The sequence below is a fragment of the Marinobacter sp. genome, assembly GCF_041690615.1.
GTDB lineage: Bacteria > Pseudomonadota > Gammaproteobacteria > Pseudomonadales > Oleiphilaceae > Marinobacter.
The window spans coordinates 121,308-136,134 of record NZ_JAWLGY010000008.1 but is presented as its reverse complement, the minus strand read 5'-3'; the positions used below and the strand labels follow the sequence as shown (position 1 = coordinate 136,134).

The window sequence follows — 14,827 nt, the reverse complement described above, 5'->3', positions numbered from 1 at the left end:
TTCCCGGCATCTTTCCGCTCTCCGTCTTGCCTGCCCCACTGATTACTCCGCAACGCATATCTTGAACCCGTGCGGGTGCGCGCGGTTTGTGGAGTAGTATTATGCTGAAGTTTCCAGTTTTCGTGGCAGGCGCGTCCCTGCTCGCACCATCCCTGAATGCCTTTGCCCAGTCCTCAAGCGATACCGACGCCCTGGATCCTATCGTCGTGACCGCCACCCTCGGCCCCGAAACGGTTGGTGAGAGTCTCTCCTCCGTTACCGTGATCGACCAGTCTGATATCGAACGCCAGCAACCGACCGAATTCCGCGACCTGCTACGAGGCCAGCCGGGGGTGAACCTCGCCTCGGAGGGTGGGTTTGGCAAGACCACCAGTCTGTTCCTGCGGGGTGCCGGCAGCTCAGGCACGGTTCTGCTGGTGGATGGAATCCGTCTGCGGTCAGGCACCGCTGGTATTCCGCCCTGGCAGTTCCTGCCCGCGGACCTGATGGGCCGGGTTGAACTGGTGCGGGGAGCCAAAAGCTCGCTCTATGGCGCCGATGCGGTTGGCGGTGTGGTGCAGGCGTTCACACGGGAACCTGAAGCGGAGCGTCAGGGCTGGGTTGAAATTTCCGGGGGCTCCCATGATACCCGGGCGACCAGCGCCGGGGTTGCTGGTAAGGCCGGCCGGACCTCGTTCCTTGCCGGTGGTCTCTATTCGGACACCGACGGTACCAACCTGCGCACCGGCGGTGATGACAAGGGGTTCCGCAATGCCGGTGGCCTTGCCAGGCTGAAGCATGATTTCGACCAGGGCGGTGGGGTAGGCCTGACCGTCCTTCAATCGGAGGGCAATACCGAGTTTGAAGGTGGCGATACCGATTATATGATTCGCGCCGCGGGCCTTTATGTGGAGGCCCTTGCCAGCGATTACTGGCGTACGCGGATCCAGTTCTCCGAAGCCCGGGACGAGCAGGAAACCTTTGGCAGTTATCCCAGCACCTACGAAACCCTCTCGCGTTCCGCTCGTTGGGACAACACCCTGACGGCCGGCGTACACGAGCTGGTACTGGGCTCCGAGGTCATGGTGGATGAAGTGGAGGGCAGCGACGACTTTGCCGAAACCAGTCGCACCAACGCGGCGGTCTATGGTCAGGGGCGCCTGAACTTTGGCCCCAACGAGGTCATGCTCAGCCTGCGACTGGATGACAACGAGGCCTATGGCAAGGAAGAAACCGGCGGGATTGCCTTCGGTCACCAGTTTGACCGGGAACACCGCGTGCGGGTGAGCTATGCGACGTCTTTCAGGGCCCCCACCTTCAACGATCTTTACCTGACCACGCCCTATTACACTGGTAATCCCGACCTCGACGCAGAGCAGGGCCAAATGGTGGAGCTGGGCTTCTCCGGTCGCTACAGTGCCTGGTTCTGGGATGTGGCGGTGTATCAGAACGACATTGATGACCTGATAACCTACGTGTCTGACCCGGTCACCTGGAACGGCACCATGGAGAACGTCGAAACCGCCCGCATCCGGGGTATCGAACTGTCATCCGGCTATGAAACCGACCACTGGAACCTGGGTGCTGCGGTAACCTACGCAGACACCGAAAACCGTGACACGGGGACCCGCCTGCCACGTCGGGCCACCAAAAACCTGCGGCTGGACGCGGACCGTTTGTTCGATCAATGGTCGGTGGGTGCCAGCTTTATTGCCGAAAGCGACCGGTATAACGATCCTGACAATACCCAGCTGCTGCCTGGCTATGGGACCGTGGATCTACGGGCGGCCTGGAACTTCATTCCGGGCTGGTCTGCCACCTTCAAGGTGGATAATGTACTGGATCGGCGCTACACCACCAGCCTGGGTAGTGACAGTGTGACGTTTGAACCCTTTGAGTACCTGGCGGCCGGTCGTACCTACATGGCGTCGTTGCGCTATGATTTCAGCCGGTAAACATTCGCCATTCTGTCAGGTAGTTGCTGTCTCGCCATGACTAAAAACGGGCTCACTATCACTTTACTGCTGCTTTTGTTGCTGGCGCCTGTGTCAGCAACAGCGCAGGCGCTATGCGTTAATGATGCCCTTGAGCGGGAAGTGTGCCTGGCGGAGCCCGCGGGCCGGATCGTCTCCCTTTCCCCGGGTGCCACCGAGCTGGTCTACTCGGCCGGAGCTGGCGACCAGCTCGTGGGCGCCAGCGCCTGGAGCGATTACCCACCCGAAGCCAGGGAACTGCCCAGGGTAGGTGACAGCAACCGGGTGGACCTGGAAGCCATTCTTGCCCTTGAACCGGACCTGGTGATTGGCTGGACCGACGGCAATTCCAGAACCCAGCTGGACCGGCTGGCGGAGCTGGGCATCCCCGTGTTCTGGCTGGCACCCCGGACCTTTGAGGACATAGCTGCGACGGTGGCAACCCTGGGCGAGCTGACTGGTCACGATGCCCTGGCACAGCAACGGGCACGGGAGTTTCTGGGCTCGATGGAAGCAATCGGGTCGGAATATCGGCAAGCGGAACCCGTGCGGGTGTTCTACCAGGTGTGGGACCAGCCATTGATGACCATCAATGGCGATGAACTGATCAGCAAGGCCATCGAGCTGTGCGGTGGTACAAACGTCTTCGCCGAACTGCCACGTCTTGTGCCCCGACTATCGGTGGAGACACTGCTGACCAAAAACCCGGAAGTGATCGTGACCGCCGGACGGGGCGAGGCGGACCAGGGCTGGCTGCAGCGCTGGCGGGACTATCCATCGTTGACGGCCGTTGCCAGTGACAACCTCTTCCTGGTCTCCCCTGACTTGCTGCAGCGGGCCACTTTCCGCATGCTCGATGGCACCCGGGAACTCTGCGATCTGCTGGAGCAGGCCCGTGCCCGCCTCTGATGCCTTGCGGCCGCTGTCGTTGCTGGCCCTGGCGGGACTGGCAGCCATGGTATTGTCAGTCAGTGTCGGCAGTGCCGGCCTGTCCCTGTCGGACACCCTGGCCGCACTGACCGGCAGCGGCAGCGAACTGAACCGCACCCTGATACTGGAGCTGCGCCTGCCCCGAACCCTGGCGGCTTTTGCTACCGGAGGCCTGCTCGCGGTAGCCGGCGCGCTGATGCAGGTGCTACTGCGCAACCCGCTGGCGGACCCCTATGTGCTGGGGCTGTCCGGTGGTGCGGCGGTGGGGGCGTTGCTCAGCATGCTGGCAGGGCTGGCCGGTGCGCTGGTTACCGCTTCGGCCTTCGGCGGGGCCCTGCTATCAACACTGATGGTGTTCGGCCTGGCCCATGGTACCGGTAGCTGGACACCGACCCGGCTACTGCTGACCGGTGTCGTTGTGGCTGCGGGCTGGGGTGCAATCATTACGCTGATGCTGGCAGTGGCCCCGACCCGTGAGCTGCCGGGCATGCTCTACTGGCTGATGGGAGATGTGGCCTATGCCGGCACACCCTGGCCGGCCTTTGCGCTGCTGGTGCTGGCGTGCCTGCTGGTACTGCCCGCCGGTCGCAGCCTGAACGTGCTCGCCCGGGGCCCCCTGCAGGCGGCGGCGCTCGGGGTGAATGTGCGCCCCATGGAATGGTCCATCTACATCGGGGCCAGCCTGCTGACCGCCACCGCCGTTACCACGGCGGGCAGTATCGGTTTTGTCGGGCTGGTGGTGCCCCATATGCTGCGGCTGGTGCTGGGCAATGACCAGCGGGTTACCCTGCCTGCCTGCGCCCTGGGCGGTGGTACCCTGCTGGTGCTTGCAGACACCCTGGCCCGGGTGGTGATTGCCCCGGAACAACTGCCGGTGGGCGTGATCACCGCGTTGCTGGGAGTGCCCACCTTCCTCTACCTGCTGTACCGGAGCCGCTGATGGAGCCGCTGCAGACCCGCCAACTGGTGATTGATATCCCGGGCCGTGCCAAGGGCTCACCACTGAACCTGACGGTGGAAGCAGGCCAGGTATGGGGTGTGCTGGGGCCGAACGGTGCCGGCAAGACCACGCTGCTGCATACGCTGGCAGGCCTGCGGCCGCCACGGGGAGGCGAGGTCTGTCTGGGTGAGCACTCACTGACGGCCCTGGGCCGGCGAAACCTCGCCCGGCAACTTGGCCTGGTATTCCAGGACCGGCAGGATGGATTTCCGGCCACCGTACTGGAAACCGCGCTGATCGGGCGCCATCCCTGGCTGTCTCCCTGGCAGATGGAAACGGGGGATGACGTTGACCGGGCCCGGTCAGCGCTGCAGGCCCTGGATGTGGCCCACCTGGAGGACCGGCTGGTCAGTACCCTTTCCGGCGGTGAGCGTCAGCGGGTGTCCATTGCCACCCTACTCACCCAGAATCCGGACACCTGGTTGCTTGATGAGCCCACCAATCATCTGGACCTGCATCATCAGGTAGCTGTGATGCAGTTGCTGAAGCGACAGGCCGATACCGGCCGGGCCATCTTCATGTGCCTGCATGACCTCAACCTGGCCGCGCGCTGGTGCGATCACCTGCTGTTGCTCTACCCCAACGGCGATGCCTGCTGGGGCCCCGCCAGCCAGATGCTGGTCCCCTCTGCCCTGGAGGCCCTGTATAACCAGAAGCTCATTACCGTAGAAGCCGACGGCGCGCCGGTTTTTGTGCCGGCAAAGCGTTAGCAAAGTCGCTACTCAGGGTATTGTGTCCTCAGGGTTAGCTCCCCGGTGCCGGACAATACCGTTCTGGTAGTTGCCTATACGGTATAATGGCTGGCCTGACCGAGGCGTTGGGTATCGGGTGGCCAGGTTATCTGGTTGTTGCTCGTCCACCGCTTTAACCTTCCATCGATGGAGATCTTCATGAGCGGTTTACCCAGTTGCCCCGAATGCCAGTCCGAATTTACCTATGAAGATGGCGATTTTTTCGTCTGCCCCGAATGTGGTCATGAATGGCAGGCCGGTGGCGAGCCCTCCGAAGCCGCTGACGGGCTTTCTGTCAGCGATGCGAACGGCAACCCGTTGGTGGACGGTGACACGGTGACCGTTATCAAGGACCTGAAAGTGAAGGGCTCCTCGCTGGTGGTGAAGGTTGGTACCAAGGTCAAGAACATACGCCTGGTGGACGGCGACCATGATATCGATTGCAGGATTGACGGCATCGGTCCCATGAAGCTGAAGTCCGAGTTCGTCAAGAAGGCCTGAGATCAGGCCATTGTGGCAATACTCTTGCGGAAGCGCCGCAACGACAGGGCAAAGAAGACCCCGCCGATCACCGCCAGTGCCAGCAGGGACGGCCACACGATCGCCAGTCCCGCCCCCCGGAACAGGATCGCCTGGGCCAGGCTGATGAAGTGGGTGGTGGGCGCCAGCTGCATGATGCCCTGGATAAACGCCGGCATGTTCTCGAAGGGCGTGGCGCCGCCGGACAGCAGCTGCAGGGGGATCAGTACCAGGATAATCAGCATCCCCAGCTGCGGCATGGACCGGGCCACCGTGGCCAGGAAGATCCCCATGGACGTGGTGGCAAACAGGTGCAGGGCAGTTCCCCCGACAAACAGTAGTGTCGACCCCTCAACAGGCACCCGCATCCATCCCTGTACCACCAGCGCAAGGGACGCACTGGAGGCCAGCAGTACCACCAGCCCCATGGCCACAACCTTCGCCACCATGATTTCGACGGGCCGCAATGGCATCACCAGCAGGTGTTCAATGGTGCCGTGCTCCCGTTCCCGGATCAGCGCCGCGCCGGTGAGAATAATCGACAGCATGGTGATGTTGTCGATCAGTTCAATCACCGCGCCAAACCAGCTCTGGCTCAGGGCAGGGTTGAAGCGGTTGCGGATTTCCAGGTCAACGGGTGAGTCTGCGTTGCGGTCCCCCTGCACAAAGGCCCGGGTTTCCTCAGTGAGGATTGCCTGGATATAGCCCGCCCCCAGAAACGCCTGGGTCAGTTTTGTGGCATCCACATTCAGCTGAACGGTGGGTGTCTTGCCCGCCAGCAGGTCACGCTGCATGCCAGGGGGAATGTCCAGTACGAACGTATAGTCGCCGGCGTCCATCAACGGATCGATCTGGCGCTGCTCGACGCTGGCCGGGGGAATGAACCAGGGTGGATAGAACGCCCCCGTCATGCGGATCGACAGGGGCGAGCGGTCCTCGTCCACGATGGCAATTGGGGCCATGTGCAGGGTTTCCGGGATGCTGGCACTGCTGATGTAGATGTTGACGCTGAAGGCGAACAGGATCAGCGCGAGCATGATCCGGTCCCGGCCCAGGCTGCGCCACTCCTTGATGGTCAGGTAGAAGATGTTGCCCGGCTGTTCCACGGTCAGCGCTCCTGCTTCTTCAGGGCCATCAGGCTCAGGCCAAGGATGACCGGCACGGACAGGGCCAGCGGCCAGAACGAGCCGGACAGGTCGGCAAATCCCAGCGCCTTGGAAAAGGTGCCACTGCTGATGGTCAGGAAGTGGGAGGTGGGATAGATCTCACCGATTATCCTGGGAATACCCTCCAGCGCCGATACGGGTGTCGTCATACCGGAAAAGGTCACCGCCGGTATCAGGGTGATAATGGTGGTGCCGAAGATGGCCGCTGTCTGGCTGCGCATGAAACTGGATACCAGCAGTCCCAGTCCGGTGGCCGCCATCACATAGAGCAGGGCCGCGGCCACATAGGCCAGGTAGCTGCCCTTGAAGGGCACGCCAAAGGCGAAAACCGCCAGCGCCGTGAGCAGCAGGAAGTTGGCCATGGCCAGCACGACATAGGGAATCTGCTTGCCCAGCAGAAACTCCAGCTGGGTCACCGGGGTTACATAGAAATTGATGATCGAGCCCAGCTCCTTTTCCCGAACCACGCTCAGGGCCGTCAGCATGGCCGGGATCATCATCAGCAGCAGTGGAATAACCGTGGGCACAATGGCCACCAGGCTGGCGACCTCGGGGTTGTAGCGGTAGCGGGTTTCGACGTTGATGGTGAGCGGCTGGGTGGCGGGTGTGGACTGGAAACGCATCTGTTCCTGCAGCCAGCCCCCGTGCAGTGCCTGCAGATAGCCAGCCACGGTTTCCGCCCGGCTGGGCATGGCACCGTCCACCCAGGCGCCGATAGCAACGGGGCGGCCATGTTGCATGTCCCGGGCGAACCCCGGTGGTATCTCCAGTGCCAGCTCCAGTTCACCGCTGCGCATGCGGTGGTCCAGGTCGTTGTAGTCGGCAAGTGGCGGGCGCTCGATAAAGTAACTGGAGCCGCTGAGGTTCAGCAGATACTGACGGCTGGTACTGGTCTGGTCCCGGTCCAGCACCGCGAAGCGGATGTCCTCCACATCCATGCTGATGCCATAACCCATGATCACCAGCAGGATTACCGACCCCAGTAACGCCATGGTTGCCCGGATCGGATCCCGTCGCAGCTCCAGGCTTTCCCGGCGGGTATAGCTGAACAGTCGCAACAGACTGAATCGCCCGGGTGCTTGGGTGTTGCCGGCGGCCCTGGCCATCGGCGGTGCCACACTGTCATCGGCTTTCCCCGCCGCTTCTTCCAGCCAGGCCACGAAGGCATCGTTAAGGGTTTCGGCGCCCCGGGCCTCTCTGAGGGCGGCGGGGGTATCACTTGCCAGTACCTGGCCGGCATGCATCAGCGACACCCGGTCACAGCGCTCGGCCTCGTTCATGAAGTGAGTGGAAATAAAGATGGTTACGCGGTCGTCCCGGGACAGGTCGATCAGCAGCTGCCAGAACTGATCCCGGGCAATGGGGTCCACGCCGGAGGTAGGTTCATCCAGTATCAGCAGCTCAGGGCGATGGATCACCGCCACCGCCAGGGAGAGTCGCTGCCGGACCCCCAGGGGCAGGGCGGAGGGCAGCTCGTCCACTACGCCAGTGAGTCCGAATCGTTCCAGCATTTCCCCGACGCGGGCCGGGATGGTGTCTGGCGGCAGGTGAAACAGCCTGGCGTGCAACTCCAGGTTCTGGCGTACCGTCAGTTCCGAGTACAGGGAAAAGGACTGGGACATATAGCCCACCCGGCGGCGGGTATCCAGGTCGTTGGCGTCCACCGGGTGCCCGAACAGCCGGGCATTGCCTTCCGATGCTGCCAACAGGCCCGTCAGCATTTTCATGGTGGTGGTTTTGCCGCACCCGTTCGAGCCCAGGAAGCCGAAGATCTCGCCCCGCTCCACCCGCAGGTTAACGTCCTGCACAGCCACGAAGTCGCCAAAGCGCATGGTCAGCCCTTCGGCTTCGATGGCGATGTCGGGTTGCCCGTCTGCTCCATTGGCGCGGGGCGGAATGGTGACTGGCTGATGTTTGCGGCTTTTCTCTTCCGGAAGCAGACGGATAAAGGCTGCTTCCAGCGTGTCCGTACCGGTGCGCTGCCGCAGAGCCTCTGCGGTTCCCGTCGCCAGTACCTGTCCATCGTCCATGGCGACCAGCCAGTCAAAGCGTTCGGCTTCTTCCATATAGGCGGTGGCAATCACCACGCTCATGCCCGGGCGGCGGTTGCGGACCCGTTCCACCAGTGCCCAGAACTGGGACCGGGACAGGGGGTCGACCCCGGTAGTGGGCTCGTCGAGTATCAGCAGGTCCGGGTCATGGATCAGCGCACAGCACAGCCCCAGTTTCTGCTTCATGCCCCCGGACAGCTTGCCGGCGGGCCGGTCCCGGAATCGCAACAGGTCGGTGGCTGCGAGGAGTTCAGTGACACGTTGCTGGCGTTCCTGCCGGCCATGGCCAAACAGCCGGGCAAAGAAATCCAGGTTTTCCTGGACCGACAGGGTCGCGTAGAGGTTCTTGCCCAGCCCCTGGGGCATGTAGGCAATACGGGGGCCGGTGTTCCGGCGGTGGCGATCGTCTGCCATATCGCCCCCTAGAACGTGGATGGTGCCCCGCTGGATGGCACGGGCGCCGGCAACCAGGGCCAGCAGGCTGGATTTCCCGACACCATCCGGACCGATCAGGCCCACCATGCAGCCGGGAGGGATCGCCAGGGTAATGTCCTGCAGGGCCCTGTGCCGGCGGTAGTCCAGGCTGACCCCGTCAACGCGGATGACGGGAGGGGGCGGGGGTTCCGGGCTGCCGGTCATGGGTGTTACCCGCTACTGCACTTGCCGCATCTGGAGTTCTGCCGGCCAGTCCCGGGTATCGTCCAGTCGCACGTAAGCCATGCCAGGCAGCCCGGTCTTCACCTGACGGGCGTATTTTTTGAGAAGTTCCGGATCGATGCTGGCCTTAACACGGAACATCAGCTTTAGCCGCTCGTTCCGGGTTTCCACGGTTTTCGGGGTGAACTGGGCTTCACTGGCCACGAAGGAAATGCTGGCAGGCACGATCACATCCGGCGCGGCGTCCAGCACCAGCCTGACCTCGGTGCCCAACGCCACCTGGCCGGCTGCGGTGGTAGGCAGGTAGAAGGTCATGAACACATCGCTGATATCGATCATGTTGAGCACACGGCCACCGGGAGCCAGCACCTCACCGGGTTCGGCGACCCGATACTGTACGCGACCGGCCCGGGGCGCCTTGAGGTCAGCGTCATCGATCTCCACCTGTAGTCGTTCCACGGTTGCTTCCGTGGCCCTGATCAGCGACTGTGCCTGGATAACCTGCGCCCGGGCGGCGGCGATGGCGGCATCCATGGAGGAGACCTGGGCCTTTGCCGCATTCAGGGCGGCTGCGGCGCTATCCACAGCGGCCTGGTGGTCTTCCAGTTGCTGGGTGGAAATGGAGCCCCGGTCAGCGAGGGCCCGGGAGCGCTTGAGTCGATTGCGGGCGGAGTTCAGCTCGGTCTGGCGCTGCGCCACCACAGACAGGCTGGCCGCTTTCTCGCTCTCTCTTTGCGACACCAGGGCTTCGGCGGCCATTTCCGAATGCTGCGCCTGCTGAACCTGGGCCCGGGCTTCCGCCAGTGAGGCCTGCAGGCTTTGCGTGTCTACCCGCGCCAGCAGCTGCCCGGGCTCGACGAATTCACCCTCACGGACCATTACTTCCAGCAGTCGTCCGCCGGACCGGGTGGCAATATCGATTTCCGTGGCTTCTATCCGTCCATTGCCACTGGCGATGTAATCCGGCAATTCACCGGGGCTGTACTGGTTCCAGACCCAGACTGCGGTAATCGCCAGTAACGCAACCAGGGTCCAGGGAAGCCATTTCTTTACCGACATAACGCTGTCCATGTGTAATTGGCGGAAGGGTCGATACGATTATGCCAGCATACGGGCGCTTAACCCCGTGATACCAGATGAATCCGTCAGGTTCCTGTCCCGGGTCAGTCTTTTGCAGGTGCAACCATTGCCGGCAGCCTGCGACGTTCTGCCTCATTCCTGCGTCAGTTGAAGGCTATATACTGACCCGGTAATGGCGGTTGTCCGTATCCACAGTGCGGGCGTAACCGATTCAGCCCTGCACGGATTCTCCGTTCAGGGCTTTTTTTATGATCGGCGTCAAGGTGGCCCTGTCCCCCGATAACGCCTACTAACCTATACTGTGCGGTCCGTATCACGTTGCCGGTGCTTTCCGGTGCAATCGCTTTCCCGAAGAGTGCCTGACCATGATCAGACGCCTGATACCCCTGTTTATCATTATTGCCGGTGTTGCCGTTTTCCAGTTGCTTAAGCTGACCCGGCCTGAGCCAGAACCCGCCGGCCAGACCGAGCGTTCCTGGCCTGTGCAGGTGATGGAAGCCGAGTTTGGCGCCTGGCAGCCGGCGCTGCCGGTTTACGGTGAGGTAGCGGCCCCTGATCTGATGACCGTTACGGCACCGGTGTCGGGCCGGATATCGGAACGGCCGGTCAGCGAAGGTAGCCGGGTTGCCAGCGGCGACCTCCTGGTGGCCCTGGATCCTGCCGACGTGCATCCCGCATTGCAGCAGGCCGAGGCGGAAGTCTCTGACCTGCGGGCACAGGTCCGTAGTGAGGAAATCCGCGCAGAGACCGATCGCAGGGCGCTGGCCCGGGAACAGGCCATTCGTGAAAACGCCCGCCGGCAACTTGAACGTACCCGTTCACTGCAGGGCAGCAACCTGGCCTCCCAGCGGGACCTGGATACTGCCCGGGATGCCATGGAGCAGGCTGAGCTGGCGGTTACCCTGCGGGAACAGAACCTGGCAGAACACCCGGCCCGACTGGCCAGCCTGGAAGCCCGCCTGCAACGTGCCGAGGCGGCCCTGGCCGCAGCCCGGCGGGATGCTGAGCGGGCCACCGCAACTGCCCTTTTCGATGGCGTAGTGGCGCGGGTGGAGGTGGCCGTGGGCGACCGGGTAACGGCCAATGCGCCCCTGTTGTCCCTTTACCAGCCTGGGGCCCTGGAAGTGCGCGCACGTATTCCCGCCCGGTTTGCCCGGTCGCTGGAGGAGGAGCTGGTTGACGGCCAGGCAGTGAATGCCACGTCAGAAGACCAGCGTTACCGCTTGACGCTGACCGGCTTCGCGGGTGAGAGCGATCCCCGGGGGCCGCTGGGTATTTTCCGGCTGCAGGAGGATCAGTCCGGCCTGCGACCTGGTGATATGGTGTCCCTGGTAGTGTTTCGCCCTGCGGTGGATTCGGTGGTGGCTGTGCCCTACAGCGCCCTGTACGGCAGCGACAGCCTGTATGTGATGACCGATGAGGAGCGGATGCACCGGGTAGCGGTGGAGCAGGTGGGTGAAGTCCTGCGGGATGGGGGCTATTACGACGCCCTGGTGCGCGGTGACCGGTTGCAGGAGGGTGACCGTATCATCACGACCCACCTGCCCAATGCCATTGAGGGCCTGAAGGTCGCCGTGGCGGAAGCACCGGGAGCAGAGACTGAATGAGCCGTCGCCGCAAGGGAATAATCGGCTTCTTTGTGCACCACCGGGTTGCCGCCAACCTGGTGATGATCCTCATGCTGCTGGCCGGTGCCCTGGGCCTGATGCGCATGAACATCCAGTTCTTTCCCACCTTTGCCCTGGATATCGTCAATGTTCAGGTTGTCTGGAGCGGGGCTGCGGCGGAAGACATAGAGCAGGGCATTACTGATCCCCTGGAGCAGCGCTTCCGGAGCATCAATGGCCTGAAGAAGATGACCTCCACCTCCGCCCAGGGGGTGGCCAGTATCACCCTTGAGTTCGAGGAAGGCACCGAGCCCATCCAGGCCGTGGATGATGTACGCCAGCAGGTGGAGGAGTTCAGCAACCTGCCGGCGGATGCGGAGACGCCCCGGGTAAGCCGGGGCGGCCGCTATGAGCCGGTGGCCCGGCTGCTGATGTATGGGGACCTGGCGCCAGAGGAACTGCGTCGCCTTGCCTACCGCTATGAAGACCAGTTGCTGCGGGCGGGCATCGACCGTATCGAGATCAACGGTCTGCCGGAAACGCAGATGAGTATCGATGTGCCCGTGGAGCGGTTGCAGGCCCTGGGATTGTCCCTGGATGACATCGCGGACCGGGTCCAGGCCCAGTCACGGGACCTGCCTGCCGGGCTGATGGGCCAGCTGGATGCCACGCGGGAGCTGCGGGCCACCGGCCAGGGCCGTTCTCCGGAGGACTTCACCGATCTTTCCGTGATTGCCGGCAACCGGGAGCGTATCCGTCTGGGAGATATTGCGGTGATTCGCCAGGAGGCCAGGGACCAGCAGGTGACCCTGACCCGTGATGGCAAACCCGCCGTGGAGTTACGCCTGTTAAGGACCGAGCAGGGGCATTCCCTGCGGGCTGCCGAGATACTGGAAGACTGGATGGACGAAGTCCGGCCCCAGTTGCCCTCGACGGTGTCGCTGGAGGTCTATGACCAGACCTGGGAACTGATCGACCAGCGAATCTCCCTGTTGACCAGCAACGGCCTTGGCGGGCTGGTGCTGGTGCTGGTGCTGCTGTACCTGTTCCTGCCGGGGCGGGTGGCGCTGTGGGTGGCGATCGGTATTCCCACGGCGTTCATGGCTGCCCTCGGAGCGCTATGGTTGTACGGTGGCTCCATCAACATGATGTCGCTGTTCGCGTTGATCATGGCCCTGGGGGTGATCGTGGATGACGCCATTGTGGTGGGGGAGGATGCCGATGCCCATGCCCGGATGGGGGAGCAGTCCGCCTACGCTTCCGAGGGGGCGGCCAAGCGCATGGTGTGGCCGGTGCTGGCCTCCTCCCTGACCACCGTGGCGGCGTTCATGCCACTACTGGTGGTCAGCGGTGTGATCGGCAACATCCTGGGTGATATCCCCGTGGTCATGATCTGTGTGCTGGTGGCCTCGCTACTGGAGTGCTTTATTGTGCTGCCGGCCCACCTCCGCCATGCCTTTACCCCGGGTAAACCGGATGCCCGCGCGGGCCGGCTGGAGCGGATACGGCAGGGATTTGACCGCAGGTTCGAGGCGTTTCGTCAGGGGCCCTGCCGGAGGCTTTCCCGCTGGACACTGGCGCACCGTGCCATCGTGCTGGCGAGCCTGTTCACCCTGACTGCGGGTACTTTCGGGCTGTGGGCCGGGGATCGCATCGGCTTCAGTTTCTTTCCGACGCCCGAGCCCAGTGTGCTCTATGCCAATGCCAACTTCGTCGCCGGTACCGACAGGGAGACTGTGGACCGGTTTCTCGTTCACCTGGAAGAGACTCTGAATGAGACCGAGGAAGCCCTGGGCGGTGACCTGATTCTTCACGCGGTCACTACCCATGGCAGTGCCCAGTCCGGTGACGGCACCGCCCGTTCCGGTGATGATGTGGGTTCCATGATGCTGGAGCTTGCTGACCCGGACGATCGTACCGTGCGCAATGCACAGTTCGTGCGGGCATGGCGTGAGCGGATTCAGTTGCCCGCCGGTATGGAGAACCTGACCATTACCGAGCGACAGGCCGGCCCGCCGGGCCGGGACGTCAACGTGCGCCTGACCGGAGCCGATACCGTCAGCCTGAAACGGGCGGCTGAGTCCCTGACGGCCGCCATGCGCTCCCTGCCAGGTGTGCTGGATGCAGAGGATGACCTGCCCTGGGGCCGGCAACAGCTGATCTACGAGGTCTCACCCCGAGGCGAGAGCCTGGGCCTCACCACGCTGGATGTGGGCCAGCAACTCAGGGCAGCGTTTGACGGCCGGGTGGTACAGATCTACCAGGATGACCGGGACGAGATCGAGGTGCGGGTCCAGCTGCCCCGGGAGCAGCGGGAGCGGGTCAGTACCCTGTCACGGCTGACCATTCGGCTGCCCGACGGGCGCTTCGTCCCGCTGGAACAGGTGGTGAATTTCAGCCCCCGCCAGGGCTTCGATGCCCTGCGCCATGCCGACGGCCAGCTGGCGGTTGAAGTGACAGCCCAGCTGGATCCGGCCGAAACCACCGCCGGCGAAGTGCTGGAATCCCTGCGCACCCACACATTGCCAGGGCTGGCGGACACCTGGGGTGTTCGTTACAGCTTCGAGGGCCGTTCGGCGGACCAGCGGCAGACCCTGGAGGACATGAAAGTCGGGGCCATTGCCGGCCTGGCGTTAATGTATGTGGTACTGGTGTGGGTGTTCTCCTCCTGGACCACGCCGCTGATCGTCATGGCCATTATTCCCTTTGCCCTGATCGGGGCCATGCTGGGGCACTGGCTGATGGGGATCAAGCTGACGGTACTGTCCCTGTTTGGCCTGTTCGGGCTGTCCGGTATTGTGGTGAACAATGCCATTATCCTGGTGTCCTTCTACCAGGCGGAGCGCAGGAAGGGGCTTGATGTTGACGAGGCTCTGAATGAGGCGGTGGTACAACGGGTGCGGGCCGTTATACTGACCTCTCTCACAACGATCGGCGGGCTGTTGCCACTGATGTTCGAGACGTCCCTGCAGGCCCAGTTCCTGATACCCATGGCGGCATCCATCACCTTCGGGCTGGCCCTTGCCACGGTGCTGGTACTGGTGGTTATTCCGGCCCTGCTGTCGTTGCTGGAGCAGTTTCATGGCTGGCGGACAGGCGGAACGGGTGAGGCGTCAACCAACTGATCACAGGGA

General features: G+C 63.1%; 10 protein-coding genes. 7 read left to right on the top strand and 3 right to left on the bottom strand.

Translation table 11 applies throughout. The features are described 5' to 3' along the window. The first annotated feature begins 101 nt into the window (after window positions 1–101). The 5 genes from ACESMZ_RS08100 to ACESMZ_RS08080 all read left to right on the top strand — a co-directional run bounded on the left by ACESMZ_RS08100 (window position 102) and on the right by ACESMZ_RS08080 (window position 5,114). A complete protein-coding gene (locus ACESMZ_RS08100; protein ID WP_372972468.1) occupies window positions 102–1,934 on the top strand; it encodes a TonB-dependent receptor plug domain-containing protein in 1,833 nt (610 codons plus the stop codon). A 36-nt stretch (window positions 1,935–1,970) separates the two neighbouring features. Then, the gene (locus ACESMZ_RS08095; RefSeq protein WP_372972467.1) at window positions 1,971–2,861 is read left to right on the top strand and encodes a cobalamin-binding protein; all 891 of its coding nucleotides are present in this window, start codon (window positions 1,971–1,973) and stop codon (window positions 2,859–2,861) included. Window positions 2,862–2,907: 46 nt separating this feature from the next. Next, entirely contained in the window at window positions 2,908–3,822 is a 915-nt protein-coding gene (locus ACESMZ_RS08090; protein ID WP_372957731.1) for a FecCD family ABC transporter permease, read from the top strand. Continuing rightward, window positions 3,822–4,592 carry an ABC transporter ATP-binding protein gene (locus ACESMZ_RS08085; protein ID WP_372957686.1) on the top strand — a complete coding sequence of 257 codons (771 nt, stop codon included), beginning with the start codon at window positions 3,822–3,824 and terminating at the stop codon, window positions 4,590–4,592. The genes ACESMZ_RS08090 and ACESMZ_RS08085 overlap by 1 nt, the downstream gene beginning before the upstream one ends. Window positions 4,593–4,772: 180 nt before the next feature. Beyond that, window positions 4,773–5,114: a zinc ribbon domain-containing protein YjdM gene (locus ACESMZ_RS08080; protein WP_372957687.1), complete on the top strand. Its 342-nt coding sequence runs from the start codon at window positions 4,773–4,775 to the stop codon at window positions 5,112–5,114. Between the two features lie 2 nt (window positions 5,115–5,116). Here ACESMZ_RS08080 and ACESMZ_RS08075 read toward each other — a convergent pair whose 3' ends face one another. The 3 genes from ACESMZ_RS08075 to ACESMZ_RS08065 are packed head-to-tail and all read right to left on the bottom strand — an operon-like array spanning window position 5,117 to window position 10,065. Further along, a complete protein-coding gene (locus ACESMZ_RS08075) occupies window positions 5,117–6,238 on the bottom strand; it encodes an ABC transporter permease (RefSeq protein WP_372957688.1) in 1,122 nt (373 codons plus the stop codon). Between the two features lie 2 nt (window positions 6,239–6,240). Continuing rightward, the gene (gene rbbA / locus ACESMZ_RS08070) at window positions 6,241–8,988 is read right to left on the bottom strand and encodes a ribosome-associated ATPase/putative transporter RbbA (protein WP_372957689.1); all 2,748 of its coding nucleotides are present in this window, start codon (window positions 8,986–8,988) and stop codon (window positions 6,241–6,243) included. A 12-nt stretch (window positions 8,989–9,000) separates the two neighbouring features. Beyond that, entirely contained in the window at window positions 9,001–10,065 is a 1,065-nt protein-coding gene (locus ACESMZ_RS08065) for an HlyD family secretion protein (RefSeq protein WP_372957690.1), read from the bottom strand. A 386-nt stretch (window positions 10,066–10,451) separates the two neighbouring features. Here ACESMZ_RS08065 and ACESMZ_RS08060 point away from each other — a divergent pair, with 386 nt between their 5' ends. Both ACESMZ_RS08060 and ACESMZ_RS08055 read left to right on the top strand, forming a co-directional pair. Continuing rightward, on the top strand, window positions 10,452–11,693 hold the full coding sequence (locus ACESMZ_RS08060; RefSeq protein ID WP_372957691.1) for an efflux RND transporter periplasmic adaptor subunit: 1,242 nt from the start codon (window positions 10,452–10,454) through the stop codon (window positions 11,691–11,693). After that, window positions 11,690–14,818: an efflux RND transporter permease subunit gene (locus ACESMZ_RS08055; protein WP_372972466.1), complete on the top strand. Its 3,129-nt coding sequence runs from the start codon at window positions 11,690–11,692 to the stop codon at window positions 14,816–14,818. Before ACESMZ_RS08060 ends, ACESMZ_RS08055 begins: the two co-directional genes overlap by 4 nt. Window positions 14,819–14,827 lie beyond the last annotated feature (9 nt).

Bases quoted from the DNA above. Each gene is read 5' to 3' on its own strand.
- ACESMZ_RS08055 (WP_372972466.1), top strand. From the start codon at position 11,690: ATGAGCCGTCGCCGCAAGGGAATAATCGGCTTCTTTGTGCACCACCGG.
- ACESMZ_RS08085 (WP_372957686.1), top strand. From the start codon at position 3,822: ATGGAGCCGCTGCAGACCCGCCAACTGGTGATTGATATCCCGGGCCGT.
- rbbA (WP_372957689.1), bottom strand. From the start codon at position 8,988: ATGACCGGCAGCCCGGAACCCCCGCCCCCTCCCGTCATCCGCGTTGAC.
- ACESMZ_RS08060 (WP_372957691.1), top strand. From the start codon at position 10,452: ATGATCAGACGCCTGATACCCCTGTTTATCATTATTGCCGGTGTTGCC.
- ACESMZ_RS08090 (WP_372957731.1), top strand. From the start codon at position 2,908: ATGGTATTGTCAGTCAGTGTCGGCAGTGCCGGCCTGTCCCTGTCGGAC.
- ACESMZ_RS08080 (WP_372957687.1), top strand. From the start codon at position 4,773: ATGAGCGGTTTACCCAGTTGCCCCGAATGCCAGTCCGAATTTACCTAT.
- ACESMZ_RS08095 (WP_372972467.1), top strand. From the start codon at position 1,971: ATGACTAAAAACGGGCTCACTATCACTTTACTGCTGCTTTTGTTGCTG.
- ACESMZ_RS08100 (WP_372972468.1), top strand. From the start codon at position 102: ATGCTGAAGTTTCCAGTTTTCGTGGCAGGCGCGTCCCTGCTCGCACCA.
- ACESMZ_RS08065 (WP_372957690.1), bottom strand. From the start codon at position 10,065: ATGTCGGTAAAGAAATGGCTTCCCTGGACCCTGGTTGCGTTACTGGCG.